Genomic DNA, 24,951 nt, shown 5'->3' with positions numbered 1-24,951 from the left:
CACGAGCACTTCCACGTTAGTCTCGAGGCGAGCGGGCCACGATACGAAGATCTACCTAAACACCCATCCTCCGCGTGATGTCCTCAAAGCCCGGCTGCGAGCGTAGACCATCCCACTTCCTATCGACTTTCAGGAACACGAGCCGCGCGTCTCGCACGGACAGCGCTGCTTCGAGATGCGCGATCGCGTTGCCGTAGGCGCCGAGGGCCGTTTCCAACAGCGCAAGATGCGTCGGCGGCACATATTTTTCATCGGAGGCGGTCGTCAACGACGCCAGAATCGCTCGAGCCTCATCTCGTCTGCCGAGCCGTGCGAGCGCCACGCCGGTGAGCGCGTCGGAGTACGTCTGCATCGGCGATAGACGCTTGGCTTCGGCGCTTTCCGCCAAAGAGGCCTCGTACCGACCGGCATCGATCAGCGCCTGGGCGAGCAGGTGGTGCGACAGCCAGAACGTGGGGGCCATCGTGATCGCGCCGTTGAGCCGCCGGATTGCCGCCTCCGACTCGCCTCCGAAACCCAGGAACTGTCCCTCGAGCGCGACGATCATCGGGCTGATCGGGTTGATCTCCCTCGCCCGACGCGCATGCGCGAGGGCTTCGCCATGGCGGCCGAGAATCGAGCACAGATGCGCAAGATAGATGTGCGCCTCGCCGCTGTTCGACGCGAGCTCGACGGCGTGCGCGAGGTAGTCCTCCGCGGCGCTCCAATCCCAGTCGAAAAAGAGCGCAATGAGACCGCGCGCGATATTCGCCTCGGGAAGATCCGGCGCGAGCTGGATCGCACGTTCGGCCGATACTTTCGACCTCGCCGCGACCTCTGCGGGGCTCGTGTCGTTGCTCAACACCATGGCGCGCAGGGCGTCTGCAATGCCCGCCTGAGGCAGCGCGTACGAAGGGTCCGCCAGGATGGCCTGCTCGAAGAAGGTGATTCCGCGCCGCACTTCGGGCATCACGAGCCGCAATGCATGCAAGCGTCCGCGCATGTACAGCTCGTAGGCCTGCAGATTCTCGGTCTGGCGGCTCGCAGGCGGACCGAGGCGGATCTCCAGCGCCTGCGCCAAGCGCTGCGCGATGGCGTCCTGCACGCGAAACAGGCTCGAGAACTCCTCGTCGAACTTTCCGGCCCAGAGATTCCGGCCGTCCTCGGTGCGCAGCAGACGGGCGGAGACGCGCAGACGACCGTCTCCGATCTGGATCGTCCCGTCGACCACGGCATCGACGTCCAGCCTTCGACCTGCCTCGATCGCGTCCTCATCGAGCGACGTGAAGCGCCGCGTCGCGCTCAGCGGACGGACGATGAGGCGCGTGCTTCGGCTGAGCTCCATGATCAGACTGTCGGCCATGCCGAGCTCCAGTGCCTCGTTACGCTGTTCCTGCAAGAGCGGCTTGAACGGGAGCACTGCGACCGTCAGAGGCCGCGTCGAGCCGGCGCTATCGACCGACGCGGCTGCGCCCGACGCAACGACCGGGACGGCGGCGTGATTGCGTAGAAGGCCGTCATCCCGCGACAACTCGCTTACCGGCGCAACGAACCGGTAGCCCTGACCCGGGATCGTAACGATGAAGCGGTGCTCGCGGCGCTTCTCGCCGAAGGCCTTGCGGAGCGCGGAGATGTTCTGCGTGAGGTTGTTCTCTTCGACCACGGTGGTCGGCCACACCGCCTTCAGCAGGTCCTCCTTGCTGACTGTCCGGCCGGCGTGCGTGACGAGATGCATGAGCGTATCGATTGCCTTCGGCATCAGCGCCACGGGCGAACCGTCCGGGGCCAGCAGCCGACGCCGCACGAAGTCGAGGCGGTACCCGAGGAATTGGCAAATCTCCGGCCTGGTGACGCTCATGGCAACGGCTCTCAGAAATTCGCACAAACTTTCAGCGAGATTCTAATTACATCTCGGAGCGGCTGCTGCTTCATTACTACGACGCTCGCGCTCCACGGCGTCCGTTTACGAACAACCAACAAGGAGCTCAGCCATGAAGACCCTGTGGCTTCTCGCGTCACGACGGCGCGCCACGAGCCGTATCGCCCGGTCGGTGTCCTTGGCCGCCTGCCTGGGGCTCGCGTCCGCGGCCGGCCAGGCCCAACCGACGGCCTACGCGGCCGGGTTGTCCACTCCGTACAAGCTCGACGTCACGAACCGCGGTGCGCTGCTGGTGAGCGAAGCCGGCACGGCGCAGAACGATGGGGAGCTGTCGCGCATCGATCGGGGCGGCGCCGTGTGGACGCTGCTCGGCGGCCTGCCGTCGGGAGTCGCTATCACCGGCGGGGTGTCGGGCCCGAGTGGAGTGGACGTTTACGGCTGCTGCATCGTCCACTTGCTGATCGGGCAGGGTGACGCGCTGCGATTCAATGGACCACCGCACGAAGTTCCGAACCCGGTGCCGTCGGTATCGCCGATCTTCAGCTCCGTGCTGCGTTTGCAGTTCGACCGTCCGATCGACGGCGTGACGGACAGCTTCACGCTAGCCCGCGCCGATCACAACAGGCTTGCGGACGGCTTGACCGTGCGTCTCGAGAACGCGGCGGGCGAGCGCCTCTTCGTGCGGATGGTCGCCGACGTGAAGGATTTCCGTCCCGACCCGATCGTCGATCACCGCGGCTCGAATCCCTATGCCGTGACGCACGGCTCGTTGCTGGAGGGGCTGCTCATCGCCGATGCCGGCCAGAACGCGATCATTCAGGCCGGGTTGTTCGGGCCGCCGAAGACACTGGTGCGTTTCCCGCCCGTGCCGAACGTCAGCGGCGTCGGCCCGCCCGTGTCGGATGCCGTCCCGACCTCGATCCGCCATCTCCATGGCACGAAATATCTCGTATCGCTGCTTACGGGCATTCCGTACGCGAGCGGCGGCGCGAGCGTGCGGCTCGTCGACATCCACACCGGCAAGCAGTCGACGCTGATCTCGGGCTTGACGACGGTGACGGACGTGCTGCAGGTCGACGGGAAGTACTACGTGCTCGAAATCTCCACCGACCTCTTGCAGCAGATGCCTGGACGGCTGCTGCGCCTGTCGAGCCCGACCGCGAAGCCCGAGGTCGTGGCCGCACCGATCATCGGCGGAAGCGGCATGGTGTACGTCGCGAAAGATCGCGCGATCTACATCGCCGAGAACTTCACAGGCCGAGTCGTCCGCGTCGGACTGTAGGGGCGGGCACGGATGCGCCTATCGGTTGTCGCCGGCCGCGTTCAGCCGTTGCAGAGCAAGTCCACCTTGCGGCTCGCGAGGTCGACCTCCTCCTCGGTGCGCGCTTCGACGAGCTCCTGCTTCGCGCTTCGGCATTCGGCAGCGTCGGAGCGGACCATGACTTGTATCGCTCGGACGGCGTCCTGGCTGGCCCTGTCGCAGTAGCTTTGCGACTTGCGACGGATATTCGCAGTGTCACGGACTCGCTCGATGGCGACGCAGTCTCCCGGCATGATCTCGCGTTGATCCGTGACGATCCGGGCAGACGAGCCGTCCGTCAAGTCGACCGTGTACGCCATGCCCCTGCGACCGCCGTCCGATGCGGCGCCGGCTGCGGCGCCGATCGCGGCGCCTCGGATCGCGTTGCTGACGTTCGAGCGGTTTCCGCCGGTCAAGAGGCCAAGCTTCCCGCCGATCACCGCGCCCTGCGTCGCCGCCGAGTCCAACGTCACCTCCTCGGCGGCGCGGACGATCCCGAACTGCACGGTCGCGCTCTGTCCGACGCGCTGAGTCTCGCATGCGGCGAGGCCGGCGAGGCCGATGGACGCGATCAGGAAGCGCCTCGCGCTCGTCAAGAAACGTTCCTTCATGGTTCGATTACCCGTTGCCGGTAATCAGCGAAACCAAAGACATACCGATGGTCGCGCGCTTGGCGGCCGTCCGACAGTTGGACTTTCGTCCAATACGTCGGGCGCCCACCCGTTCTGCCGGTCGATCACGAGCTGCCGGACGGCCTCTCGACGCGCACGATCGAGCTCGACGACTCGCCCGCGGAAGGCACCTATTCGCCGGAGGCCGCCCGCTCTCGATGCACGAACACCGCCTTGAGCCGGCGGATGTCGTCGTCGGTCCAGTCCTGCCGCCCCGTCAGCGCGAGCCAGGTGTCGATGTAGTCCTCGGCGGCCAAGTTGTGGCCGTAGCCGTGAGGCGTGATGTCGCCGGCGCGCATGTCGGCGATCACCTGCAGCATCGTGACGATCGGGATCCAGCGCAGCGCGGGCGTGACGTCGGGGCCCCGCGGATGCGCCATCCATTCCGGCTCGCGGTAGAGCATGCTCGGCTCGAAGAACGTAATCGGGTCGCTGGCGTATTGCAGGAACGCGATGCGCAGCGGCCCCCACGCACCCCCCGGCGTTTCGAGCCGATTCTCCTGATTCGTGAAGCGAATGATCTTGCCGTCGCGAAAGCGCGGCAGCCATGCCGGCGTGCCCGGATCCCGCCGCTCGGTCGCGGCGCGCCACGTCTCGCTTCGAAACGGTGGGCCGCTCCACAATGCGCCTTGGAAGACGTCGCCCACCACGTCGTAGATGTCGAACGACGCATCGGAGAGGAGCGCGCCGAGGCTGAGCCCGTGGAGGTAGAGAGCCGGACGGCGATCGGACCGCAGACGCGTCCAATGGCCGTAGATATCGGCGAAGACGGTTCGCGCCGTTTCCGAGCCGAGCTCGGGCTCGAGCAGCAGCGCGAGCGCGCTTGCGAGATACGAGTACTGCACGACGACGCTCGCGACGTCGCCGCGCTGCAGATACTCGAGCGTGTCGATGGCGCCCGGATCCACCCAGCCCGTCCCCGTCGGCGTGACGATCGCGAGCATCGACCGCTCGAACGCGCCGACGCGCTCAAGCTCCTCTAGCGCCAACCGGGACCGCTCGGCCGGGGTCTCCGCGGCGTTGAGGCCCACGTAGACGCGGATCGGCGTCTCGACATGGACCCTTGGGCCGAAAAACGCCTCGAGGTCCGCTCGCGTGGGACCGGACGAGACGAAGCGGCGCCCGGCTCGCCCGAGATCTTCCCACTCGAGCACGGACGCGGCGCTCCCGCTTCGAAGCGGATCTTGCGGCGGCGCCTCGTCGGGCTCGACGAGCGCATCCACCTGCTGGAAGGAGCCGTCGATGATGCGCAGCGCGACGTGAAACAGCACGCCGTCGAGGACCGACCAGAATACTGCCGCCGCCGCGACGACGCCGACGAGGAGCGAGACCCGCGGCGGCACGTGGTGCGAGAGAAATCGCTCTATCCCCAAGGACATCAGCCGAAACAAACGGGCAATCGCGAGCACGATGCCGAACAGCAGTATCGCGATGAAGGCGACTGCGAGCGGCTGCGTGCCTTCGGTCGGCTCCATTTGCATGAGCGCTCTAATGGAGTTCTGCCACTCGGAGGCCTTCCAAAGGAAGAACGCAGCCGCCAATGCGCAGACACCCGCGGCGGCGTACTTGACGGCTCGCGCGACGCGCGGCGGCCCCGGCGCAGGCAACCCTAGGTAACGCCAGACGGCGTGAGCGAGCACGCCCACGCCGTAGCCCGCCGCGAGCGCGACCCCGGAGACCACGCCTTGCATCAGCGCGGAGCGCGGCAGCAGGCTCGGCGTCAGCGAGAACGCGAAGAACAACGTGCCGACGACGAGCCCCGGCCACGACGGCGGTCTGACGGCCGGACGGCTGTGTTTGTTCATCGTAGATTTTCGATTCGAAAGCGATTTTTCTGCGCTGTCAATCGGTGTGAAGCGACGTAGGACCATGGTCTGATTGACACCGCTTCGGCACGGTTCCTGCGCCGCGCCGGCAGAGTCCCGGCGAGGCCCGCGGCCGTGTTTATCGCTTGCCGAGCCGTTCGACGATCAGCTCCGTCAGCACCGCGACCTTGCGCGGCGCCCGTGCGCCCGGCGGGCGCACGACGTAGATCGCGACGTCGGGCGGCGCGTGCTGCGGCAGCAGCTCGACCAGCGCGCCGGTCTCGAGATGCGAATCGGCGAGGAAATCCGGCAGCAGCGCGATGCCGACGCCGGCGAGCGCGGCCGCCGTCACGGCCATGCCGTTGTCGGCGCGGAAGCGTCCGCGCGGGCGCACCGTCACCGGCTTGCCGCGGTCGGTGAGCCGCCACGTGAGCGTGCTGAACAGCACCGCCTCGTGCTCGAGCAGCTCGTCGAGCGACTGCGGTGCGCGATGCCTTTCGAGGTACGTGGGGCTCGCGACGACGTGAGCACGCACCGGTGCGATTCGCCGTGCCACGAGCGACGAGTCGGGCAGCGAGCCGATCCGCACGGCGGCGTCATAGCCTTCGCCGATCAGGTCGACGATCTCATCGCTGTACGACACGTGCATCTGCAGCCGCGGATAACGGCACGCGAGCTGGGCCAGCACCGGCGCGAGATGCGTCGGTCCGTACGACAGCGGCGCCGCGATGCGCAGCAGACCGCGCAGATCGCCGTCCGGCGACAGAGCGTCGCGTGCGGCGTCGAGCTCGGCGAGCGCGCGTGCCGCGTGCTCGCGAAACGTCGCGCCCGCTTCGGTCGGGGCAGCGCCGCGCGTCGTGCGGGTCAACAGCTGAACGCCGAGCGTCCCCTCGAGGCGCAGCAGGCGCCGGCTGACGATCGACTTGGACAGGCCGAGGCGACGGGCGGCGGGCGTCATGCCCCCGGTGTCCGCGACGGCGACGAAGGTTTCGAGATCCTCCAGGGCGAGCACGGCGGCGATCCTCGTGATGCGTGGGTGGCGGTCGCATTGTCGCACTTGCAGCGACTCCTCGCCGATCATAGCCGCCTTCGTGTTGCTCGATTCGCGACACCGGGTTGCGCGTTGGAGGGCTACCTGCCAGCGGTCCGCGGGATCACCATGCTCGCCACTCATCGATCAAGGAGGCAGCATGAGCAACATTCTGGTGATCAACAGCAGCGCGTCCGGCAACGACGCGGCCTCGCGGGTGCTGGTCCGCAGCGTGGTCGAGGCGCTCGAGCGCGAAGCGCCGCATGCGTCCGTCGTCGAGCGCGACGTCGGCCGCGAGCCGATTCCGCACCTCACGGCCGACGCGCTCGACGGCCTCGCCCGCGGTGATGCGCCAACGCCGGGCGCGCGCCGCACGCGCGCGCTTTCCGACACGCTGATCGCAGAGTTGCGCGCGGCCGACGTGATCGTGATCGGTGCGCCGATGTACAACTTCGGCATGCCGACGACGCTGCGCGCGTGGTTCGATCACGTGCTGCGAGCCGGCGAGACGTTTGCGTACTCCGAAGCCGGGCCGCGCGGTTTGCTCGAAGGCAAGCGCGCGATCGTCGTCGAGAGCCGCGGCGGCGAGTACACGAACGGCCCCGCTCGCGCGGTCGACTTCCAGGAGCCCTATCTGAAGCACCTGCTCGGCTTCATGGGCATCGACGACGTGGCGTTCGTGCGTGCGGAGAAGATGGGCTTCGGACCGGACGCGCGGGAGGCCGCGATGGCGGCGGCCCAGGCGGCGATCGCGGCCGGAATCGCGCCCGAGCGCGTGCCGCAGGCTTCGGCCGCCGCCTGAGCGGTTCGCGGTGTAGCGCACCGGCCGAGCGCAGCGAGGTTCTTCGAGCGGCGTACATTGCGACGCCGCGCCTCGCCGCCGCCCGCGCGGTGGTTATCCAGATCGACCCGGCACGCCTACACGCCGAACTGCCGCGCGGACAGTCGCGTTGCGCCGGTCAGCACCAGATCCATTGCCGACTTGCCGACGGCCGCCCGATGGGTACCGTCGGCGATGCTCCACTTGCCGCTGTTCCCGTCGAAGCGCGCGAGCAATCGGGGATCGGCGGCGAGCGTGACGCGCCGCGACTCGCCCGGCTCGAGCTCCAGGCGCTCGAAGCCGAGCAGGCGCATGCGCTTGTCCCCGGCCGCCTCGGTCAGATAGAGCTGCGGAACGTCGGCCCCCTTGCGCTTGCCCGTGTTCTTCACGGTGAAGCTCGCGGTAATCGTTTCGCCTCCGTCGAGCTTCAAATCGTCGTAATCGAAGGTGGTGTAGCCGAGGCCATGACCGAACGCGTACATCGGCCGTTCGTTCTTCAGTGCGAACCAGCGGTAGCCCACCTCGGCGCCCTCGTTGTACCCGATGGTCACCGCGCTGCCCCACGGCGTTCCGAGCCCCGGCAGCTCGGGTCGCGGGGTTTGATCGAGGCTTGCGGGAAAAGTGATCGGCAGGCGGCCCGATGGATTGACCGTCCCGGCGAGGACCTCGGCGATCGCCTGCGCGCCGGCCTGGCCCGGGTACCACGCCTGCGCGATCGCCTTCACCTTGTCGCGCCACGGCATCGACACCGAGTTGCCGGTCTCGAGCACGACGATCGTGTTCGGGTTCGCGCTCGCCGCCGCGTCGATCACTGCGTCCTGCCCCCACGGCAGTGACAGGTCCGGCATGTCGAAACCTTCGCCCTCGACGCGAATTCCGAACGCGATGACCACGTCCGAGCGCTTCGCCGTCAACGCCGCCTCCGCCGGTGTGTACCCAGGGTCGAAGTCGAGCTGCGCTTGCGGAAACTGCTTCCTCAGCTCGTCGAGCGGAGACGGCGCCGACAGGAAGAGGTTACGGTGCTTCCCCATGATGCCCGCGCCGCCGATCTTGATGACACCGGCGAAGCCGCCCACCGGCGCAACCGCGCCCGACCCCGTGCCGCTGATCACGCCTTGCTGGGCATAGCCGCCGATCACGGCGATCTTCAGCGGCTTATCGGTCGGCAGCGGCAGCACGCCTTCGTTCTTCAGCAGCACGATGCCCTGGCGCGCGCCTTCCAGCGCGATCTCGTGGTGCTTCGCCATGTCGACCTTCGGGGCCGGTCCCCACTTGTCGACGCCGACGGCGAAGAGCGAGCGCAGGATGCGGCGCACCATGTCGGAAAGGCGCTCCTTGGGCAGTCTGCCGCTGGCGTATGCCTCCCTGAGGTCCTGCGTGAACGGCTCCTTGCCCCACATCACGCGGTCGCCCTGGACGCCCGACTCCTGATCGAGCCCCTTGAGCGCGAATTCCCACTCGGGCGTCGCGCCCCAGTCGGACATCACCCAACCCTTGTAGCCCCAGGCGCCTTTCAGCACTTCGTTGAGGAGATGATGGTTGCCGCCGGCGTACTCGCCGTTGATCTTGTTGTAGCCGCTCATGATCGAGCCGGGCTGCGAGCGCTCGATCGCGATCTGGAACGTGAGCAGGTCCGACTCGCGGTGCGCGTCGGGATCGATGATCGCGTCCAGCCAGTGGCGGTTCGTCTCGTTGCAGTTGAGCGTGTAGTGCTTGAGCGTCGAGACGACGCCCTGGCTCTGGATGCCGTTCACCTGCTCGGCGGCGAGGACCGCGCTGAGCCAGGGATCCTCGGAGTAGTACTCGAAGTTGCGGCCGCTGCGCGGATCGCGCGCCAGGTTGCAGCCGCCGGCGAGCTGAACGTTAAAGCCCCGGATCCGCGCCTCGCGGGCGATGGCTTCGCCTCCCGCGCGCACGAGCTCGGGGTTGAAGCTCGAACCCAGGGCAATCAGCGACGGGAATGCGGTGGCGCCCTCGTCGTCCGGCCGGTAGCCCGGATTGGTGACGCCCATGCTGGCGTCGGAGCTCTGGATCGCCGGAATGCCGAGGCGCGGCACGCCGGGCGTGTAGCCGGCGCTCATGTTCTCGACGTCTTCGGGAATGCGCGGGTCGCGCCCCCCGGCGAAGCCCCCCGGCACGTGGCCGAGCACGCTGATGACGAGCGAAAAGCGCTCGTCGTCGGTCATCTGCTGCTCGATTTCTCGGGCCCGCGCGTCCGCATTTTCGTGGGCGTGCGCGCTCGCCGGTGTCTCGGCCGCGATCGACCGCGGCGTCGCTTCACGCTGCTTCGGCTCGGGCATTTGAGCGTCGGTTGCCATGCTTCATCTCCTTCGAATCGGAAGAGTCGATGACCGACACATCAAGTCGGTTAGCCGGCGGTCGCCCTGGAGAGGAACGCGCTCTTCACCTTTGATGGCGCGCGCGCCCAGGGTCTTCATCTTTCCGCGCCTTCCGGCAACGGCGCTCGCTCCAACGGCGGCAGGCCGAGCAGCCTCCGGATCGCCGGCCTCGCGGCGTCGACGTTCGCGACGATCAAGTCTTGGAGGCGCTCGATGCCTTCCTCTCGCGTCTCCACTTCCTCGTCGAGCCAAACGGCTCCCGCCGAGACGGGCGTTGCGTCGCCCTCGGAGATGGAGTAGATCGAATGCGAAGCGACGCAGCATGGCCCGCAACCCTCGAATGGCGAGCCGTTTCCGCCCGCCGGTCTTGACCGCCGAACGCGCTGGGCGCGGTCTGTCCCGGCCGGCATCCTCGGGCTTCCTCGAGAAAGGTAGAACTCATCGGTGGGGGACGGCTATAGGGAAAGCCCCCCTTTCGGCAAGAGCTTTCGACGGCGGTGTCGCGCGCCTTCAGCGCAGCCGCTCGAGCTGCCGGAACGCCCGCTCGATCAACGCGGCATTGTCCCGCGGCTGATGCCGAAACGCCCGGAAGAAGTCCGCGCTCGCGTACGCGGGACGGACGGTGCGCAGCTCCCTGTAAAACGTCCGCGCCGCCTCGATGTTCTCGGCCAGCATGTTGCAGTACGCGGCGATCGCGAGCACTTGGTAGTGCGCGTTCGGCTGCCGCGCCGCACGCGTCGCGAACGCGGCGGCGTCCGCATACCGCCCGAGCACGGCGAGGTTCTGCGCGCGCACGGCGTACATCGCAAACGTCATCATGTCGTAGGGGCTCAGACGCCGCGCCTTGTCGACGACCTCGTTGCTGCGCCGAGAGTCGCCCGTTTGCATCAATGCGAACGCGAGCGAGTACTGGCCGACGGCGGAGCTCGGGTTGAGCTCTACGGCGGTCTCGAGCTCGTCGACCGCCTCGCCGAGATCCTGGCTCAAGAGATACGCGCGGCCGAGCGCCCAGTGACCGAGCGGATCGCGCGGGTCGAGCATCAACGCTTCCTCGGCGAAGCCGATCGCGCGGCGCTCCTCGGCGGCGCGGTCCGGCGCGAGCTCGAGAAACGCGCGCTGCCAATGAATGAACGACAAGCCGGCGTAGGCGCGCGGCGAGCGCGGGTCGAGCTCGATCGAGCGGCGGAAGCACTGTTCCGCGAGCTCGTAGTCCGCCGCGGTAAACCGATACATGTGCCAGCAGCCGCGATAGTAGGCGCTCCACGAGTCGAGGTTCGCCGGCGCGATCACGGCCGCCCGCTGCCGCTCGGCGTGCTCGACCTCCGATTCCACCGAGCCGACGATCAGCTCGGCCATCTCCTCTTGAACCGTGAGAACGTCGCGCAGCGGCCGGCGCAGATGCTCGGCCCAGCGTTCCTGTCCGCTGACCGCGTCGGCGAGCATCGCGCGAACGCTGATCTCGTCCCCCACCGCGCGAACCTCGCCTTGCACGACGTAACGGACGCCCAGCGCGCGGCCGACGTCGCGTGCGTCGTACGGGCCCGCGCGGAACTTGAACGCGGAACCGCGCGATATCACGAAGAGCCACCGTGCGCGCGCGATCCGCGTGATCACCTCGTGCGTGAGACCGTCCGCGAGCACGCCATGCGCGTGCTCGTCGCCCGCGAGCCGAAACGGCAACACGGCCACCGACGGCTGGCTCGGCAGCGTGAGCTCGAGTCCGTCCAGGCGGTCGCCCGCGGCCACGATCGGCTCGACATCGCCGCGCGCCGCGGGCGCGGGGCTGCCGTTCCGTTCCACCACATCGCCGACGAACCGGTAGCCCTTGCGGTGCACGGTACGTATCCGGATCTGGGTCTTGCCGTCGTCGCCGATGTGGGCGCGCGCGGCCTTGATGCAGCTGTTCAACGCGGCGTCGGTGACGACCCGGCCGTGCCACACGTGCTCATTCAGCTCGCGGCGCGTGACGACGCGGTCGCGATTCGCGACGAGGTAAGCGAGCAGCTCGAGCACTCGCGGCTCGAGCGGCTCGCGCCGACCGGCACGGCGAAGCTCGAAGCGCTCGATGTCGAGCTCGCAATCACCGAACCGATACAGCATCGAACGCCTCGGTTTTTGCCCGCCTCCACGATTCTCCACGAAATCTCCATGGTTTGGCCATGTCTTTCCGGGCGCCCTGCGGCTCAATCAGCCGAGCCACCCAAATCGAAGGAGGAACAACAATGTGGCGTAAGACGATCTCGGGCGGGGCGGCCGTGCTGGCCGTGTGGGCGGGGAGCGCGATCCCCGCCGGCGCGCACGGCTGGCTCTTCAAGCTGCACGGCTGGCCGTTCGCACCGAATTGGGGAGAGGCCGAGCTCGTGGGACCGGGCGAGAACGGCGTCAGCAAGCCGGGCGTGAGCGACGGGTGCCCGATCGAGACTGCCGACGGCCTGAGCCTCGTGTTCGCGTCGAGCCGGGAGGATCCGAACGACATCTGGGCGGCGGACCGAACGCGCGTCGGCGATCCGTGGTCCGAGCCGCGCAAGCTCGAAGCACCCGTCAACTCGCCTGCCGGCGACTTCTGCCCGACGCCCGTGCGCGGACGCTCGTTGCTGTTCGTGTCGACCCGGCCCGGTGCTTGCCCGGGCGAACAGGCCGCCGGCGGCGACATCTACCTCTCGCGGCAAAGCCCGGCCGGCGGCTGGAGCGAGCCCGTCCATCTGGCATGCGCTCCCGACGGCCCGAACACGGCCGGCGGCGAGCGCAGCCCGTCGCTCGTCGAGACGCCGTACGGCACCTTCCTGTTCTACTCGACGAACGGCAACGCCGCGAACGGCTCCATCGGCGTGAATCAGGACATACACGTGAGCGTCATGCGCAGCAACGGTACGTTCGGGCCGGGCAAGCCCATCGCGGCGCTCAGCACGCCGGACTTCGACGACCTGATGCCGAACGTGCGGGAGCGGCCGGAAGGCGGCTACGAGATGGTGTTCAGCTCGAACCGCACGCGCTCGCCGTTGGGTCCGGCGCCGAAGGGCGGCCAGGACGTCTACATGTCGTTCGCGTGGTTCCTGCCGGGACCGTGGACACCGCCGGTCAATCTGGGCGTCGTCAACACGGACGGCACCGAGCAACGCGCAACGCTGTCGCACGACGGCAAGCGTCTCTATTTCGGCCGAGTCCCGGTCGGCGGAACCAGCGACATCTACGTGAGCGAACGCAAGCGCGAGTGAAGGCGCGGCCGGCCCGGACGGGCGCGTCCCGTCCGAGCCGATGATCGCGGTTATGTCGAAGGAAACTGGCTTGACTTTCGCGTTCGCGCGTCGTGACCGAGCCGATCACGCTCACGCCGACCGCTTCGATACCTAGATCGACGAGGCGCCGCTTTCGGCGCGACTGATCAGCCGCGCCGCCCCGTCGTCGCTCCACCTTCCGCTTCGGAAAACCCCATCTCACTCCGAGACCGTCCGGGTGTCACAATAATGCGACGCCCTGATTGAATTCGCGTCCGATTGTTGTAACACTCGCCGGTCGGGGCGTCGGCCATTGTTGCCCCAGAGCAACAAATGCCGGCGATGAATGGAAACATCCCGTCAAGAACACGGTACCTTGCGTACCGGGGGGGTTCTTTATGTCCGAAAGACCAGAGCAGCTACAGCGATCCTTGCTGTCCGTATCCGTTGCGACGGCGATCACGTCGATGGCAGTGACTGCGGTTTCCTCGAGCGCGTATGGGCAAGAGCCCCAATCGCTCGAGGAGATCGTCGTGACCGGCTCGCGCATCGTGCGCCAGGACTTTCAGTCCAACAGTCCGATCGTCACCGTCGACAACGACGACTTCGAAACGCAGACGGGCCTCAACATCGAGTCCTATCTGAACCAGATGCCGCAGTACAACCCCGCCGCTTCGCCCGTCACGACCGAGCAAGACGTGCAGATCACGCCGATCAACTCCGTCGGCGTGGCAACGATCTCGCTGCGCGGCTTCGGCCCGAACCGGAGCCTGACGCTCGTGAACGGCAAGCGTCAGGTGCCGATCAACGCGCTGATGTGGACGGACATCAACAGCATCCCTTCCGCGCTGATCGAGCGCGTCGAGACGATCACGGGCGGCGCGTCGGCCGTGTACGGCGCGGATGCCATCGGCGGCGTCACGAACTTCATTCTGCGCGACGACTTCGAGGGCTTCGAGGTCGACATGCAGTACGGCGCAACGTCGGCCGGTGATGGAGACGAGTCGCGCATCTCGGCCGTGTTCGGCAGCAACTTCGACGACGGCCGCGGCAACATCGCGCTCGGCGTGGAGAGCTACAACCGCGACGCGGCCTACGAGATCAATCACGATCCCTACGTCGAGTATCGGAGCAATCCGCGCTCACCGGGGAGCTTCCTGTTCCTGCAGGGCATCAACGGCTACAACTGCAACACTCGGATCGAGAACCCGGCCGACCCGGACGGGCCGACCATCGCGAACTGTCCCGATTTCGGCACCGTGAATGCGCTCTTCTCGGACACGTCCGAAGGCAGACCCATCTTTCTGCCGTTTGGCTACGGCAACTTCCAGACCCAATTCGCCTTCAACCCGGACGGCACGATCTTCGCCAACACGGGCGCCGGCGGTCTGTCCCGGTACCGCGGTCCCGTGGACGGTCGGGAATACGTCAGAACGATCGCCCTCGACGGCTCCACTTTCCTCGACCCCGGCGACACGTACGAAGGCCTGAAGTGGAACAACATGCGAGCGTTCGCCAGCGCGCCGCAGGAGCGGCAATCGTTCTTCGCCTCGGGTACGTACGACCTCAACGACCGCGTTTCCCTGTTCGCGCGCTCGACGTTCGCTCAAAGCAAGACGCAGACGGTGCTGTTCGGCACGAGCGTGATCGCGGGCTGGGAGGGGACGATTCCCTACAACCCGACGACGGACAGCCCCGTCGATCCGAGCCTGGATTACACCGACCCGGACGTCGTCACGGCCGTGCGCGACAATCCGGACGCGTTTGCGAACCCGGACTTCATCGCGACGGGTGAACCGGGCGCCCAGCACCCGGTTCCGGTGGAGCTGGCCATTCTGCTGAACAGCCGTATCGACCCGACCGGGCGCTGGCAGCCGGACTGGAACCCGGACGACAGCCTCCCGCCGCGCAGCACCTTCAATACGAACGAGGTCTGGCAGATCGAAATGGGCGCCAACTTCGATCTGGGCGCGGACTGGACGGGCGAGGCCTATTATGGGCGAGGCGAGTCGAGCACGTATAACGTCGCGGCGGGCAATCTGTCCCTCGAGCGTTACCGGGCGCTGATCGAGCAGCCGGATTACGGCCGCGGCGCCAAGATCTCCGGCAACGAGAACAGCATCCGGCCGAACTTCGGCGCAGCCGACATCACGTGCACGTCCGGCTTCTACGACACCTTCTTCTCGGGCGACGCTCCGCTCTCGCAGGACTGCTTCGATGCGATCAACGCGACGCTGCAAACGCGGACGCAAAACACGCAGGACATCATCGAGCTGAACTTCCAGGGGCCGGTCGCAGAACTGCCCGCGGGCGACGTGCGCCTGGCGGCGGGCTACCAGAAGCGCCGCAACAGCTCCGTGTTCAACCCGGACATCCTGCAGTCGACGGTGTCCTTCACCGACCAGGTCGTCGGCGTCTATCCGACCGGCTACCTCGATGCATCCACCTCGGTGGACGACTACTACCTGGAGGCTCTGGTGCCGGTTATCCAGGACAAGCCGGCGTTCCAGCGGCTGGAGCTCGAGCTGGGCTGGCGAACCTCCGATTATGAGCACACCGACAAGGAGGACACCTGGAAGAGCCTGCTGAACTGGCAGGTCAACGACAGGCTGCGCTTCCGCGGCGGGTTCAACCGGGCGACCCGGGCGCCGAACCTCGGCGAGCTGTTCCTGAACTCGCAGGAGGTCTTCACCGCCGGCGGCAACTTCGGCGATCCGTGCGGGATCCGGTCGAACTCGCCGTTCGGCATGCGCGGCCTCCTGGGAGATCCGAACCAGGAACCCGACGAGACTGATCCGAGGGACCTCGGGCTCGCGCCCGGCCAGACCGAAGCCGGCGCGCAGAGCACCTACCTGATCTGTCAGGAGCTGATGGGCGGTGCGGGCAGCACCGGCGCCGTAGAGTTCTACGACCGATCGGACGCGACCGGAGAGAGCGGCGACATCTTCGCGTGGGTATTGCAGGAAGGCAATCCGAATCTGAAGTCGGAGACGGCAGACACGTGGACCTTCGGTCTCGTTGCCGACGTCGGCAACGTGACGCTGACGGCGGACTGGTACAAGGTGGAGATCGAAGACGCGATCATGCTGTATTCGATCGACTACGCGAACTTCCTGTGCTTCGGCACGAACATCGTCAGCACGCCGGAGGAGGCGGCTGCGCAAGCCGCCACGCGACCGTGCCAGCTCCTGCCCCGCGACCAGAACAACGGCGCTCCGCTGACGACGTCGCTGTCGTTCGACAACCAGGCCACGATCGAAACCTCAGGCATGGACCTCGCGGTGAACTGGACCCGGCCGCTGTTCGCCGGCACGCTGGGCCTCAACATGCAGGCGACGATCCTGGACTACTACCGCACCAAGCAGTCGCCCGCCCCGTTCGACCCGGAAATCGATTGGGCAGGCTCTCTCGGCCCGAACCTGTCGGGCACGGACGGGGGCGCGTACGACTATCGGCTGTTCGGCTCGCTGAACTACTCGATGAGAGACTGGACCGTGAACCTGCGCATGCGCTACCTGCCGCCCGTCTGGACGGCCGACTACGCGGCGCAGCAGGCGATCATCGAGAACAACCAGCGTGTTGCGGCCGGCGGCGAGGGGATTCTGCTGGGCTACACGCCGAGCTCGGAGATCGAGACCGACGCCTACAGCATCTTTGACCTGTCGTTCAACTGGAACCTGACGGAGTCGATGTCGTTGCGCGGCGGGATCACGAACCTGTTCGACACGGATCCCGAGCTGGTAGGCGCGGACGCGGGCTATCCCCCCGGGACGGATCTGGGCGCGGTCTGCAACGGTGCTCCCGGTTGCATACCCCCGACCACCAGTCTGTCGAATCCCGGCACCATCGACGCCGGCTACTACGACACGCTCGGTCGACGGTACTTCCTGGGTCTGGCGGTTCGATTCTAGCTTCGGATACGCTTCGTCCTGAAACTCGCGGCGGGTCCTCGTGGCCCGCCGCTTTTTTTTTCTGCGGCCTGGTTCGCCGCTCGTGAACGCCGATGGACAATGAACGGCGCCGGCGGGCGCCGCCTCAGCGGCCGCGTATCCGGTAGCGACGCTCCTTGAACGGCGGCGTTTCGAGGACCGGATCACCCGTGAGGTCGTGCTTCAGGATCATCAGGCTGAACCAGCCGAGATCGGGCTCGGCATTCTCGATCTTGGCAAGCGGCCTCGACCGATATCGTCGGCTGCATTTGCAGGCGGCGCCGAGCGGCGGCGGGAGAGATGCCGATGCCGAAGCTTCGGGGCCTGGTGCAAGCCTACTTGTCCACTGCGTCCGCGAGCATGTCAGGAGTCGGCCGAGCCGTGTCCTTGGGGTCGGAGCCCTTGTGCTTGTCGGTGGCCGGCAGCGGCGCGCCGTTGGCGAGCCCGAAACCGATCGTCTCACCGGCGAGCTCGGCATAAGCGACATTCACGTTCATGTGCGCGCGCGCGAGCGGCGTGTTGCCGTATTCGAGCCCCTTCTTGATGTGAGTATCGAGCAGCGGCGCGAAGTCCGGGTTCTTCTGCAAGTCGGCAACGGCCATGCCGGGCGGGTCTCCGCGGTCGTAGTGAAGCTTCGCGGCGTCGACCAGAGCCCGGTTGAAGCGGGCCAGGCGCTCGAGACCTTCCCAGGTATTCATGTGCCCGTGGCCTTCCTCGACCAGGTCGACCTTCCCCCTCATGGCCTCGACGAGGGCCTCGGTCTCTTCGGCGATCGCTTCGGCGCCGCCGGCGGGCAGGAACGGCGCCATGTTCCACGCCATGACATCGCCCATGCACAACAGACGCGCGGCAGGGAACAGCACGAATGTATCGCCGTTCGTGTGGCCGGGGCCGAAGTGATAAAGCTCTATCCGGTCTGCCCCCGAGCCGATCGTCATGCGATCCGTGAAGGTTTCGGTCGGCAGGAGGTTGGGATTTCCGCGCGGCCCGCTCAGCTCTTCCTTGGCGCCTTCGTGCATTACGATGCGCACGTTCGGATACTGCTCGCGGATATAGTCATTGCTGCCGACGTGATCAGGGTGACTGTGCGTGTTGATGATCAGCTTGATCGGCTTGTCGGTGACCTTCTTGACCTCGTTGAGGATCGCCGGGCCGTTGCCCGGCATCTTGGTGTCGACCAGGACGACGCCGTCTTCCTGCACGACGACCAGCGTGTTCCCGCCGCCGCCGAATATCTTGTAGATGTTGTCCTTGACGTGCTCGATCGGCTCGGGCGGCGGAAGCGGCGAACGCCGCGGCGCCGCGCCGGCGGGACGGGCCGCCCTAGCGCCCTCGGCAGGCTGTGATGGCTGTTGCGCCGAGGCCGATGCGGCCAGGCTGCCGGCAACCAGAACTGCTAGAGCAACTCTCATCTTCATTCCGCGTCTCCGTGTCGGGCTTCGATTCGACCCCGTCGCTGCCTCTCGCCCAATCCGGCACATCGGATCGGCAGCGCCCTGTAAGTGTAGCCGTGCCGCCGGCCTGGAGCATAGGCTGCAAGAGCGGGCGGCGATGACCTGCGGGGCCGCAGAACCGCTTTCTTCTATTTCGCTCGGCGCCGCGAAAGAACTGAGACGAAGAGCCCAAGTGCAAGCAAGGTGAGCGGTGCCGGCTCCGGCACACTGGTCGGCGGCGTTGTCGTTCCGGTCGGGGTGAAAGCCCAGTCAAAGGTGCCCATCGAGTTGCTTTGGCCTTCCCCCAGATTTTCGCCTCCTCGGGTTGTTGACGACACGATGCTGTACCGATACGTCTCCCCGACCAGCAGATCGAATATCGCGGTACCAGCGGTATTCCCCAGGGCGAAGTGCGACCCCGAAAACCCGGACACAATGATCGCGAAAGGTATGGAAAAGTCGCTCACCGTCTCGTAAGCGACGCTCAGCGTGCCGTCGAAATCCGCGATGAACGTATATGCGAACTCCACGCTTGGAAAAACGCCGCCCGAGACGAACCCATTCGCCGTGCCCACCGTCTCGAAGAAGGTGTTCAGCGTTACCGTGCCCGCATTCGGGTTGAGCCAAGTTGCCTCGCCCTGACTACTCACCGTTGCCGTGGTTGATCCATCGTTGATCGTCAGGAACGTGGATGCCGACAGGGGATCTATTGTGGCACCTTGCGATACGCCGTCCGTCACTTGGTCCGTGACGACGACGCCGGTGGTTGTCAGTTGAGCGGCCGAATGCGCAGTAAGCTCCGACGAGATCGGAATCGCAAACGCGCTCGATGCGGCGCAGCTCAGCGACAGGGCGAGGAAGACGTGCGCATTACCGCGGCACCGCAAGACGACGCTGGCCTTTCGTTGCATTTCGCTTGCCCCCTGCTCTCAGGAAAGTACCATTTATGCAAAATTCGTACCGTTGGAGATAAAACAGAAGGTTAGGAGTTCGTAGCCCACCCGCGGGCCGTGCACTGTCAAGAATGTCGACGCGGGCAGCGGCCTATTACCCCTCATTCGCCGCATTCGAATGAGCGAACGGTCCCGACTCCTTACTCCGCCCGCAACGCCCCCATCGGATCCACGCGAGCCACGCGCCTCGTTGGAAGATAGGCCGCCACGGCCGCCGTCGCGACGAGCACGAGCGCGGGGTTGCGTCCACCGCATCGCCCGGGTCTCGGCCTAATATAGTCGTCGGGCCCCGAATGGCGACGGCGATGAAGCTCTTCTGTCTCGACGCGACTCGTCCGCTCGGCGAACGCATCGCCGCCGACGCGGGCGTGCCGCTCGCCGCGCACGAGGAGCGCGAGTTCGAGGACAGCGAGTTCAAGGTGCGTCCGCTCGAGGGCGTGGCCGGGGAGCGGGTCTTCGTGTGCCAGACCTTGAGCGGCGACGCGCGCGGCAGCGCGAGCGACAAGCTCTGCCGGCTGCTCTTCTTCGTGGGTGCCTTGAAGGACGACGGCGCTGCCGAGGTCATCGCCCTCGTGCCGTATCTCGCCTATTCGCGCAAGGATCGCCGCACCAAGCCGCACGACCCGATCACCACGCGCTACGTCGCGGCGCTCTTCGAGGCCGTGGGCGTCGACGTCGTCGTCACCGTGGACGTCCACAATCCGGCGGCGTTCGAGAACGCCTTTCGTTGCCGCAAGGTGCACGTCGAGGCCGCGCCGCTGCTCGTGGAGCACTTCGCCGCGCGGCTCGCCGCGGACGAGCGCGTGGTCGTGCTGTCGCCGGACGCGGGCGGCATGAAGCGCGCCCAGCGCTTCGCGGCGGCGCTCGAGGAGCGCACGGGGCGCGCGGTCGAGCTCGCGGTGATGGAGAAGCAGCGCAGCGAGGGGCGCGTGTCCGGCGAGGCGTTCGCGGGCGACGTGGCCGGAGCCGCCGTGATCATCGTCGACGACCTGGTCAGCGGCGGCACCACGCTCGCGCGCGCGGCGCGAGCGGCGGTAGCGCGGGGCGCACGGGCCGTGCACGCGGCGGCGACCCATGGCGTGCTGGGCAAGGGCGCGGCGGAGACGCTCGCCCTGCCCGAGCTCGACTCGCTCGTGTTGACCGACACCGCAGGCGACCCGCTCGCGCGCTGCCCGTCGCTCGGCCCGAAGCTCACCGTGCTCGGCAGCGCGCCGCTGCTCGCGGCGGCGATCGCGGCGCTGAGCGGCGCTAGTTAGCCACTGAGGCGAACGCTCTTCGAACGCCGCGAACCCTCGGTCTACTCGTAGCGCAGTGCAGTGAGCGAGTCGACCCGCGTGGCTCGGTATGCGGGGATCGACACTGCTGCGAGTGCAACGAGTATCAGGATCAAGGGTATCCCGGCAAACGTGACGAGGTCGCGCGGCTCGACCCCGAACAACACCGAGACCAGAAGATCCTCCAGGAAGAACGCCGCCACGAGTCCCATCACCGTGCCGATCGCTACGAGCAGCAGGCCCTGCCGAAGGATCATGTTCCTTATGCTTTGAATCGCGTCCTGAATCGTCGCGGATAGCCGCATCGGATCGACATTCGTTCGAACGACCCACTCCAACGTATTCTCGTCCTGGCCGGCGGCGCGCCAGTACTGCTCCAAGGGGACGTACATGCCGGGTCGGGGCGGCGCGGACAGGCTTACCGCCTGGACGTCGTCCACGATACCGATGACTTCTCGGACAGGCTCGTCGGCGAGCTCCGGATACAACGCTCCTCCCCCGCCGACAAGCATTTGAGCGCCTATCGGGTCTTCGCCTTCCGGCCAATACCTTTCGGCCAGCTCACGGCTGATGACTATGACGGGAGGCGAGTTGGAGCGATCGCGCTCGTCGAACACGCGGCCTCGAAGGACCGGGATCTCGAACGTCTCGAAGTACTCTCCCGTGATCATCGAAAAGTCGCCGCCGCCCGTGAACGGCCGCTCGTGCTCGCGGCCTATGATGTTGAACACCATTCCGTAGCCCGAGTGCAGCGGGACGCAGCAAGTAGCCGTCGCCGCTGCAACACCCGGAATGGCACGGACTCTGTCCAGCGTGCTCCTGGTGACGTCTTCCATCGCGGCCAGATGGTTGAACCTCGGCTCCGTCAGGTCCGTCTGCATCATGAGAACGTCTTCCGGATTAAAGCCGGGATCGACGCGCCCGAGCGCGAGAGACGTGCGAATCAGCAATGCAGTACCGATCGATCCGACCGAATTCCCGTGACGTTCCAGGGGCACCGAATCTACGCTGCGGCGGGTCGCGGATCTAGTACCAACCGCAAGAAATTTCAAAGCCGAGCCCGTATGCCCCGAGCTTCGAGCGAACGGGCCCTTGAGAGTCGTCGAATCGACCGATTCTCCGTCGCGCTCCCTATCGAAACCGTAATGTACCGATGACGCGACCGTGACGATCTCGCGTCGATTCAAGCAGGAACTTTCCCTACGCTTGCTAGCCCTTGATGCAGACCAGCGGCTCGACGCGCGCCACCATGCGCGACAGCCCCGCGTCGTGCGCCGCCTGCACGACGGCGGCCACGTCCTTGTAGGCGTGCGGGGCCTCCTCCGCCACACCGGTAAGCGAGCGGCTGCGCACGACGATGCCGCGGCGCGCGAGCTCGTCGACGACCGCGCGGCCGCGCCACGTGCGCTTCGCCTGGTGCCGGCTCATCGCGCGGCCCGCGCCGTGGCACGAGGAGCTGAACGACAGCGCCTCGTTGCCCGGCGCGCCCGCCAGCACGTACGAGCCCGTGCCCATCGAGCCGCCGATGAGCACCGGCTGGCCGACGGCCCGCAGCGCCTCCGGCACATCGGGATGACCGGGGCCGAAGGCGCGCGTCGCGCCCTTGCGGTGCACGAAGAGCCGCTTGCGCGTGCCGTTCACCGCGTGCTCCTCGATCTTGCACGTGTTGTGCGAGACGTCGTAGAGCAGCGTGAGCTCCGCGCGGGGCAGCACTTTTGCGAACGCTTGCCGGGCCAAGTGCGTGATGATCTGGCGATTCGCGAGCGCGCAATTGATGGCCGCGCGCATCGCGCCCAGGTACGCCTCGCCGATCGGCGAGCGGATGGGCGCGCAGGCGAGCTCGCGGTCCGGCAGGCGGATGCCGTGCTCGTGCGCCGCCGTCGCCATGCTGCGCAGAAACTCCGTGCCGATCTGGTGGCCCAGGCCTCGCGAGCCGCAGTGGATCGTGGCGAGCACGTCGCCCTCCGCGAGGCCGAACACGGGGGCGATGTCCGGCGAGTAAATCTCGGTGACATGCTGGATCTCGAGGTAGTGGTTGCCGGAGCCGAGCGTGCCCATCTCGTCGCGCTGGCGGTTGCGGGCGCGCTCGGAGATGCGGGACGGATCGGCGCCCGGCATCGCGCCCCGTTCCTCGATGCGGTCGAGATCGCGCGGCTCCCCATAGCCGTGCTCGACGGCCCAGCGGGCGCCGCCCGTGAGCATGGCGTCCATGGTGTCGTCGTCGAGGCGGATGCGGCCCGTGCTGCCGACGCCCGCGGGCACGTCGCGGAAGAGCTGATCGGCCAGGCGCTCCTTCGCGGGCTCGACGTCCCGGCGCTCGAGCCCGGTGTGGAGGCTCCGCACGCCGCAGGAGATGTCGAAGCCCACGCCGCCCGCGGAGACCACGCCGCCGTCGTCCGGGTCGAACGCGGCCACGCCGCCGATCGGGAAGCCGTAGCCCCAGTGCGCGTCCGGCATGGCGTACGAGGCGCGCACGATGCCCGGCAAGGTGGCCACGTTGCACACCTGCTCGTGGACCTTCGCGTCCATCGCGCGGACGAGCGCCTCGTCGCCGTAGATGATGCCCGGCACGCGCATGTCGCCGTGCGGCTCGATGCGCCAGGCATACTCCGATTCGCGTTCGAGCAGTGTCAGATCCATGGCTCACACGTCTCCATGGCTCAGACGTCGACCACACATTGGGCAAGCCACGTGCCGTCCGGTTCCTGCGCGACCCTGAGGCCCGTGTACGTCGCGCCTTTGACCTCGACGGCCGGCTCGTGCTTCGCGGCGTCCACCGGCTCGCCCCACGCTCGGCCTTCGAGCCTGGCGCCGTCGATGCGCACGCTGAACTTGCCGAACAGCATGTTGCGGGTCGCCATCTCGTACACGAGGGCGTTCAGCCAATCGGCGAGCAAGAGCTCCTGATCCGGCGCCTCGCAGCGCAGCGCCACTTCTCGATCCGGCGCGACCTTGTTTGGGTCGGTGACGGCCGCCGTGAGCGCGAGCGCGACCTGCTCGAACGCTTCCGCCGGGCTCCTGCCGAAGCCGCGCACACCGACGTCCGCGTCGTGCGGAAAGTGCTCGTAGCGCGCCTGCGGCTCGGGGGTGGGTGTGGTCATGCGAACGCTCGCTCGGGCGAGCCTGGCAGGCGGCGGCACGTGTCAGGAGAGGAGAACCGACGTGCGCGGACGCGCATCACGGGCACACCCCGCCGGCCTGCGCGAGGGATGATTCCGCGGCGCCGAGATACCACCGCGCCCGCGCCGCCCAGCGGTCCGCGTCGGCGCCGCCTCGCCCTGGAAGATGCCAGGCCGAGAGCAGCGCGCGGACGACGGCCCGCTGGCTGCGGTAGAACATCGCGAGCTCCCGCGGCGCGTCGTCGCCGGAGACCTCGCGGTAGAGCGCCGTCAGGCGCGCGCCGAGCTCGGCGTGGCCGAGCCGCTCGAGCTCGAGGTCGAGGAAGGCGATTTCCTCCGCCGTATCGAGCCAGCGCAGCTCGATCGAGAACTCGAGGCAATCGATGATCTGCGGATCGTCGGTCAAGAACACGTGCTCCGGCCGCAAGTCACCATGCGCGTCCACGACGCGCTCGGCCGCGATGCGGCGCGCGAGCGCGTCGCGGTTCGCCGCGACGAATGCCTGCTGCGCCGCCGCCACGCGCGCCACGCGCGCGGCGTCGAGCTCGAGCTCCGGCGCCGCGAGCCGCCGAGCGTAGTCGCCGGCCCGACGCTCGAGCACGGCCGCATACGTTTGCGCGTCCCACGGCGCGCGCGGCGTCTCGCGGTAGAACCGCACGAGCTTGCGCACGATCGCGACGAGATCGGCATCACGCACCGCGCCCTGCGCAGCGACCGCCTCGAGCGTTCGCGCGGCCGGCAGGCGCCGCATCTCGACCAGCCAGTCCACGGGCACGCCCCGGCCGTCGAGGGCGAGCCCCGCCGGCGTCTCGACCAGCGGGACCGTGCGCAGATAGGTGTCCGCCGCGAGCCGCCGGTTCAGCGTGACCTCGAGCTCGCAGTAGGCGCGCCGCGCGGCCGCACGGGTGAAATCCGCGTGCTCGACGCGAATCGGCTTCTTGAGCTTGTAGGCCAGCCGATCCGAGAGGAACACGCGCGCAAAATGCGTGTCGATGCGCTCGACGGCAGCTGGCCGGTCGGGCAACGACTCGCATCGCGCGAGGAACGCCGCCTTCGCGACGAACGTGACCTCCTGCGGCACGCTGGTCATGGCACGCCCGCCTTCGGGCTTCGATAGGTATGAGCCGTTATCCGCTCCTTGTCCTTGCCGAGAGCATACTTGCTCGAGCGTGGCCGGAGTAATGGCCGTCCGCCGCCATGTGGTA

Annotated in this window: 18 protein-coding genes; 5 read left to right on the top strand and 13 right to left on the bottom strand. The window is 67.4% G+C overall.

All coding sequences use genetic code 11. The features are described from left to right. Positions 1-55: 55 nt before the first annotated feature. Positions 56-1,837, bottom strand: a complete 1,782-nt coding sequence (locus VF329_12410; GenBank protein ID HEX7081807.1) for a winged helix-turn-helix domain-containing protein — start codon at positions 1,835-1,837, stop codon at positions 56-58. A 133-nt stretch (positions 1,838-1,970) separates the two neighbouring features. Between VF329_12410 and VF329_12405 the strand changes: the two genes are divergently transcribed. Then, positions 1,971-3,140: a ScyD/ScyE family protein gene (locus VF329_12405; protein HEX7081806.1), complete on the top strand. Its 1,170-nt coding sequence runs from the start codon at positions 1,971-1,973 to the stop codon at positions 3,138-3,140. Between the two features lie 41 nt (positions 3,141-3,181). On the opposite strand, the gene VF329_12400 is transcribed toward VF329_12405, so the two are convergent. The 3 genes from VF329_12400 to VF329_12390 all read right to left on the bottom strand — a co-directional run bounded on the left by VF329_12400 (position 3,182) and on the right by VF329_12390 (position 6,715). Beyond that, positions 3,182-3,769 (bottom strand): hypothetical protein, encoded by a 588-nt coding sequence (locus tag VF329_12400; protein HEX7081805.1) that lies wholly within the window; start codon positions 3,767-3,769, stop codon positions 3,182-3,184. A 191-nt stretch (positions 3,770-3,960) separates the two neighbouring features. Further along, on the bottom strand, positions 3,961-5,634 hold the full coding sequence (locus tag VF329_12395; protein HEX7081804.1) for an alpha/beta-hydrolase family protein: 1,674 nt from the start codon (positions 5,632-5,634) through the stop codon (positions 3,961-3,963). A 139-nt stretch (positions 5,635-5,773) separates the two neighbouring features. Next, positions 5,774-6,715: a LysR family transcriptional regulator gene (locus tag VF329_12390; protein ID HEX7081803.1), complete on the bottom strand. Its 942-nt coding sequence runs from the start codon at positions 6,713-6,715 to the stop codon at positions 5,774-5,776. Between the two features lie 109 nt (positions 6,716-6,824). Between VF329_12390 and VF329_12385 the strand changes: the two genes are divergently transcribed. Beyond that, positions 6,825-7,466, top strand: coding sequence for an NAD(P)H-dependent oxidoreductase (locus tag VF329_12385; protein HEX7081802.1), 642 nt, complete (start codon positions 6,825-6,827; stop codon positions 7,464-7,466). Between the two features lie 116 nt (positions 7,467-7,582). On the opposite strand, the gene VF329_12380 is transcribed toward VF329_12385, so the two are convergent. The 3 genes from VF329_12380 to VF329_12370 all read right to left on the bottom strand — a co-directional run bounded on the left by VF329_12380 (position 7,583) and on the right by VF329_12370 (position 11,923). Further along, the gene (locus tag VF329_12380) at positions 7,583-9,670 is read right to left on the bottom strand and encodes a beta-glucosidase (GenBank protein HEX7081801.1); all 2,088 of its coding nucleotides are present in this window, start codon (positions 9,668-9,670) and stop codon (positions 7,583-7,585) included. A gap of 248 nt (positions 9,671-9,918) precedes the next feature. Then, on the bottom strand, positions 9,919-10,059 hold the full coding sequence (locus tag VF329_12375; GenBank protein ID HEX7081800.1) for a hypothetical protein: 141 nt from the start codon (positions 10,057-10,059) through the stop codon (positions 9,919-9,921). A gap of 274 nt (positions 10,060-10,333) precedes the next feature. Continuing rightward, the gene (locus VF329_12370; protein HEX7081799.1) at positions 10,334-11,923 is read right to left on the bottom strand and encodes a winged helix-turn-helix domain-containing protein; all 1,590 of its coding nucleotides are present in this window, start codon (positions 11,921-11,923) and stop codon (positions 10,334-10,336) included. Between the two features lie 122 nt (positions 11,924-12,045). Here VF329_12370 and VF329_12365 point away from each other — a divergent pair, with 122 nt between their 5' ends. Together VF329_12365 and VF329_12360 are read left to right on the top strand one after the other, a co-directional pair. After that, positions 12,046-13,038 carry a sialidase family protein gene (locus VF329_12365; protein HEX7081798.1) on the top strand — a complete coding sequence of 331 codons (993 nt, stop codon included), beginning with the start codon at positions 12,046-12,048 and terminating at the stop codon, positions 13,036-13,038. Between the two features lie 467 nt (positions 13,039-13,505). Beyond that, on the top strand, positions 13,506-16,949 hold the full coding sequence (locus VF329_12360) for a TonB-dependent receptor (GenBank protein HEX7081797.1): 3,444 nt from the start codon (positions 13,506-13,508) through the stop codon (positions 16,947-16,949). A 353-nt stretch (positions 16,950-17,302) separates the two neighbouring features. Here VF329_12360 and VF329_12355 read toward each other — a convergent pair whose 3' ends face one another. After that, positions 17,303-18,385, bottom strand: coding sequence for an MBL fold metallo-hydrolase (locus VF329_12355; GenBank protein HEX7081796.1), 1,083 nt, complete (start codon positions 18,383-18,385; stop codon positions 17,303-17,305). 164 nt (positions 18,386-18,549) lie between these two features. Next, complete coding sequence (locus tag VF329_12350; GenBank protein HEX7081795.1) at positions 18,550-19,311, bottom strand: PEP-CTERM sorting domain-containing protein; 762 nt, start codon at positions 19,309-19,311, stop codon at positions 18,550-18,552. A gap of 347 nt (positions 19,312-19,658) precedes the next feature. On the opposite strand from VF329_12350, the gene prs reads away from it, so the two are divergent. Beyond that, positions 19,659-20,609, top strand: coding sequence for a ribose-phosphate diphosphokinase (gene prs, locus VF329_12345; protein ID HEX7081794.1), 951 nt, complete (start codon positions 19,659-19,661; stop codon positions 20,607-20,609). Positions 20,610-20,650: 41 nt separating this feature from the next. Here the strand turns inward: prs and VF329_12340 are convergent, their stop codons facing one another. The 4 genes from VF329_12340 to VF329_12325 form a co-directional block, all read right to left on the bottom strand. After that, entirely contained in the window at positions 20,651-21,511 is an 861-nt protein-coding gene (locus VF329_12340; GenBank protein HEX7081793.1) for an ABC transporter permease, read from the bottom strand. A gap of 325 nt (positions 21,512-21,836) precedes the next feature. Then, positions 21,837-23,267: an RtcB family protein gene (locus VF329_12335; protein ID HEX7081792.1), complete on the bottom strand. Its 1,431-nt coding sequence runs from the start codon at positions 23,265-23,267 to the stop codon at positions 21,837-21,839. Positions 23,268-23,287: 20 nt separating this feature from the next. Then, complete coding sequence (locus VF329_12330) at positions 23,288-23,728, bottom strand: archease (protein HEX7081791.1); 441 nt, start codon at positions 23,726-23,728, stop codon at positions 23,288-23,290. Between the two features lie 76 nt (positions 23,729-23,804). Then, the gene (locus VF329_12325) at positions 23,805-24,836 is read right to left on the bottom strand and encodes a hypothetical protein (protein ID HEX7081790.1); all 1,032 of its coding nucleotides are present in this window, start codon (positions 24,834-24,836) and stop codon (positions 23,805-23,807) included. Between the last annotated feature and the right edge of the window lie 115 nt (positions 24,837-24,951).

The organism is Gammaproteobacteria bacterium (assembly GCA_036381015.1).
Lineage (GTDB): Bacteria > Pseudomonadota > Gammaproteobacteria > Steroidobacterales > Rariloculaceae > ZC4RG20.
Note: the sequence above shows the minus strand (reverse complement) of the source record. Positions and strands in the feature narration are given on the sequence as shown.

Excerpts from the sequence above, each read along its gene's own strand:
- VF329_12410 (HEX7081807.1), bottom strand. The coding sequence starts at position 1,837 with ATGAGCGTCACCAGGCCGGAGATTTGCCAATTCCTCGGGTACCGCCTC.
- VF329_12405 (HEX7081806.1), top strand. The coding sequence starts at position 1,971 with ATGAAGACCCTGTGGCTTCTCGCGTCACGACGGCGCGCCACGAGCCGT.
- VF329_12400 (HEX7081805.1), bottom strand. The coding sequence starts at position 3,769 with ATGAAGGAACGTTTCTTGACGAGCGCGAGGCGCTTCCTGATCGCGTCC.
- VF329_12395 (HEX7081804.1), bottom strand. The coding sequence starts at position 5,634 with ATGAACAAACACAGCCGTCCGGCCGTCAGACCGCCGTCGTGGCCGGGG.
- VF329_12390 (HEX7081803.1), bottom strand. The coding sequence starts at position 6,715 with ATGATCGGCGAGGAGTCGCTGCAAGTGCGACAATGCGACCGCCACCCA.
- VF329_12385 (HEX7081802.1), top strand. The coding sequence starts at position 6,825 with ATGAGCAACATTCTGGTGATCAACAGCAGCGCGTCCGGCAACGACGCG.
- VF329_12380 (HEX7081801.1), bottom strand. The coding sequence starts at position 9,670 with ATGACCGACGACGAGCGCTTTTCGCTCGTCATCAGCGTGCTCGGCCAC.
- VF329_12370 (HEX7081799.1), bottom strand. The coding sequence starts at position 11,923 with ATGCTGTATCGGTTCGGTGATTGCGAGCTCGACATCGAGCGCTTCGAG.
- VF329_12365 (HEX7081798.1), top strand. The coding sequence starts at position 12,046 with ATGTGGCGTAAGACGATCTCGGGCGGGGCGGCCGTGCTGGCCGTGTGG.
- VF329_12360 (HEX7081797.1), top strand. The coding sequence starts at position 13,506 with ATGGCAGTGACTGCGGTTTCCTCGAGCGCGTATGGGCAAGAGCCCCAA.
- VF329_12355 (HEX7081796.1), bottom strand. The coding sequence starts at position 18,385 with ATGAAGATGAGAGTTGCTCTAGCAGTTCTGGTTGCCGGCAGCCTGGCC.
- VF329_12350 (HEX7081795.1), bottom strand. The coding sequence starts at position 19,311 with ATGCAACGAAAGGCCAGCGTCGTCTTGCGGTGCCGCGGTAATGCGCAC.
- prs (HEX7081794.1), top strand. The coding sequence starts at position 19,659 with ATGAAGCTCTTCTGTCTCGACGCGACTCGTCCGCTCGGCGAACGCATC.
- VF329_12340 (HEX7081793.1), bottom strand. The coding sequence starts at position 21,511 with ATGATGCAGACGGACCTGACGGAGCCGAGGTTCAACCATCTGGCCGCG.
- VF329_12335 (HEX7081792.1), bottom strand. The coding sequence starts at position 23,267 with ATGGATCTGACACTGCTCGAACGCGAATCGGAGTATGCCTGGCGCATC.
- VF329_12330 (HEX7081791.1), bottom strand. The coding sequence starts at position 23,728 with ATGACCACACCCACCCCCGAGCCGCAGGCGCGCTACGAGCACTTTCCG.
- VF329_12325 (HEX7081790.1), bottom strand. The coding sequence starts at position 24,836 with ATGACCAGCGTGCCGCAGGAGGTCACGTTCGTCGCGAAGGCGGCGTTC.